Raw genomic sequence first — 1,053 nt, 5'->3', positions numbered from 1 at the left:
CTACCTCTGGCAAGATTCCTCTTTCTCGGCCGGAATCGCCAATGACGGGCATCCGACCCCGACGCGCGGCTTGACAGTCTCACAAGGTCCGGCACGAGATACCACAGTCAATATCCAGCATGACCGACTGGGGGGTAGGGCAACGTCGCGATCACCGCGGGCAACCAACGGAAAGCCGGCGTTCGGACCCTTTGAGCGATGCGTCGGGAGCGATCGCAGCACCGTAGCACAATGCACGGGTGAAACGGCACAATTCGGCCATGAAATTTGCGTCAAACGCCGGGGCTACCCAGCCCGGTCCTTCACGATAGCTCATCCTGCGAGTCCAGGTCTTCCTCAGCTCCCTCGAGATCGGCACTGGTCTCACCTGCTTCCTGTTCCGAGAGTGGTTTGTCGGCAGGGGATTCTCCCCGGATCAGTTCCCCCATCAGGATCACGGAAATCCAGAAGACGAGAACCGTCAACGTGATTCCCGCGACGCATCCCACACCGAGGCCGATGTAGCGAAAAGTTGTGGCGGCCGCCGGGTTTCCCACCGCGGCCAGCACTTCAGCAACCGAAAGCACGGCTGCAAGCGACACGATCGTCAGAAAAAGTATTGTCGTCAAAGCCAGTAAGACCCGCAGTCGAAACATCCTGCATGTCCCTTGTCGTGCAGTTCGCCATGATTGCGCATCAACACTCCATCTTCAGCACTTTCCGCATTCTCGTCAACATCGGTATCAGGGTGACATTCAGCCTTTCACCCGTGCAGCCGTTCTGAGGCTCATGGCAAGCCCGTGGGGTCAGGAAAAGCCATGTTTTATCGCGGTTCCCCGTGGAGGAGCCGTTCATGGACCGCGTTTCCCGAGCAAAAGAACCGACTGCAAATACGTGGCAACGGGCGATTCATGAACCGCCCCTACCGGCGGTGGTTATACGTCCAACGCTTTGGCATCCCGCGTCAACAGTTATCGGGCGCATTAAATGGGTAGCCCCTTAGGATAAGCCCGTGGGAACGCCTCCGGCCGATGTGGCGCGAAAAGCGGAGGTCACAAGCGTGTCGTTCCCAGA

Annotated in this window: 1 protein-coding gene; it reads right to left on the bottom strand. The window is 58.5% G+C overall.

The genetic code is table 11. From position 1 onward, the window contains the following. Nucleotides 1-302 precede the first annotated feature (302 nt). Nucleotides 303-635 carry a hypothetical protein gene (locus H5U08_RS19645; protein ID WP_297037125.1) on the bottom strand — a complete coding sequence of 111 codons (333 nt, stop codon included), beginning with the start codon at nucleotides 633-635 and terminating at the stop codon, nucleotides 303-305. Nucleotides 636-1,053 lie beyond the last annotated feature (418 nt).

The sequence above is a fragment of the Thermogutta sp. genome (assembly GCF_014359955.1).
Taxonomy (GTDB): Bacteria; Planctomycetota; Planctomycetia; order Pirellulales; family Thermoguttaceae; genus Thermogutta.
Note: the sequence above shows the minus strand (reverse complement) of the source record. Positions and strands in the feature narration are given on the sequence as shown.

Bases quoted from the DNA above. Each gene is read 5' to 3' on its own strand.
- H5U08_RS19645 (WP_297037125.1), bottom strand. From the start codon at position 635: ATGTTTCGACTGCGGGTCTTACTGGCTTTGACGACAATACTTTTTCTG.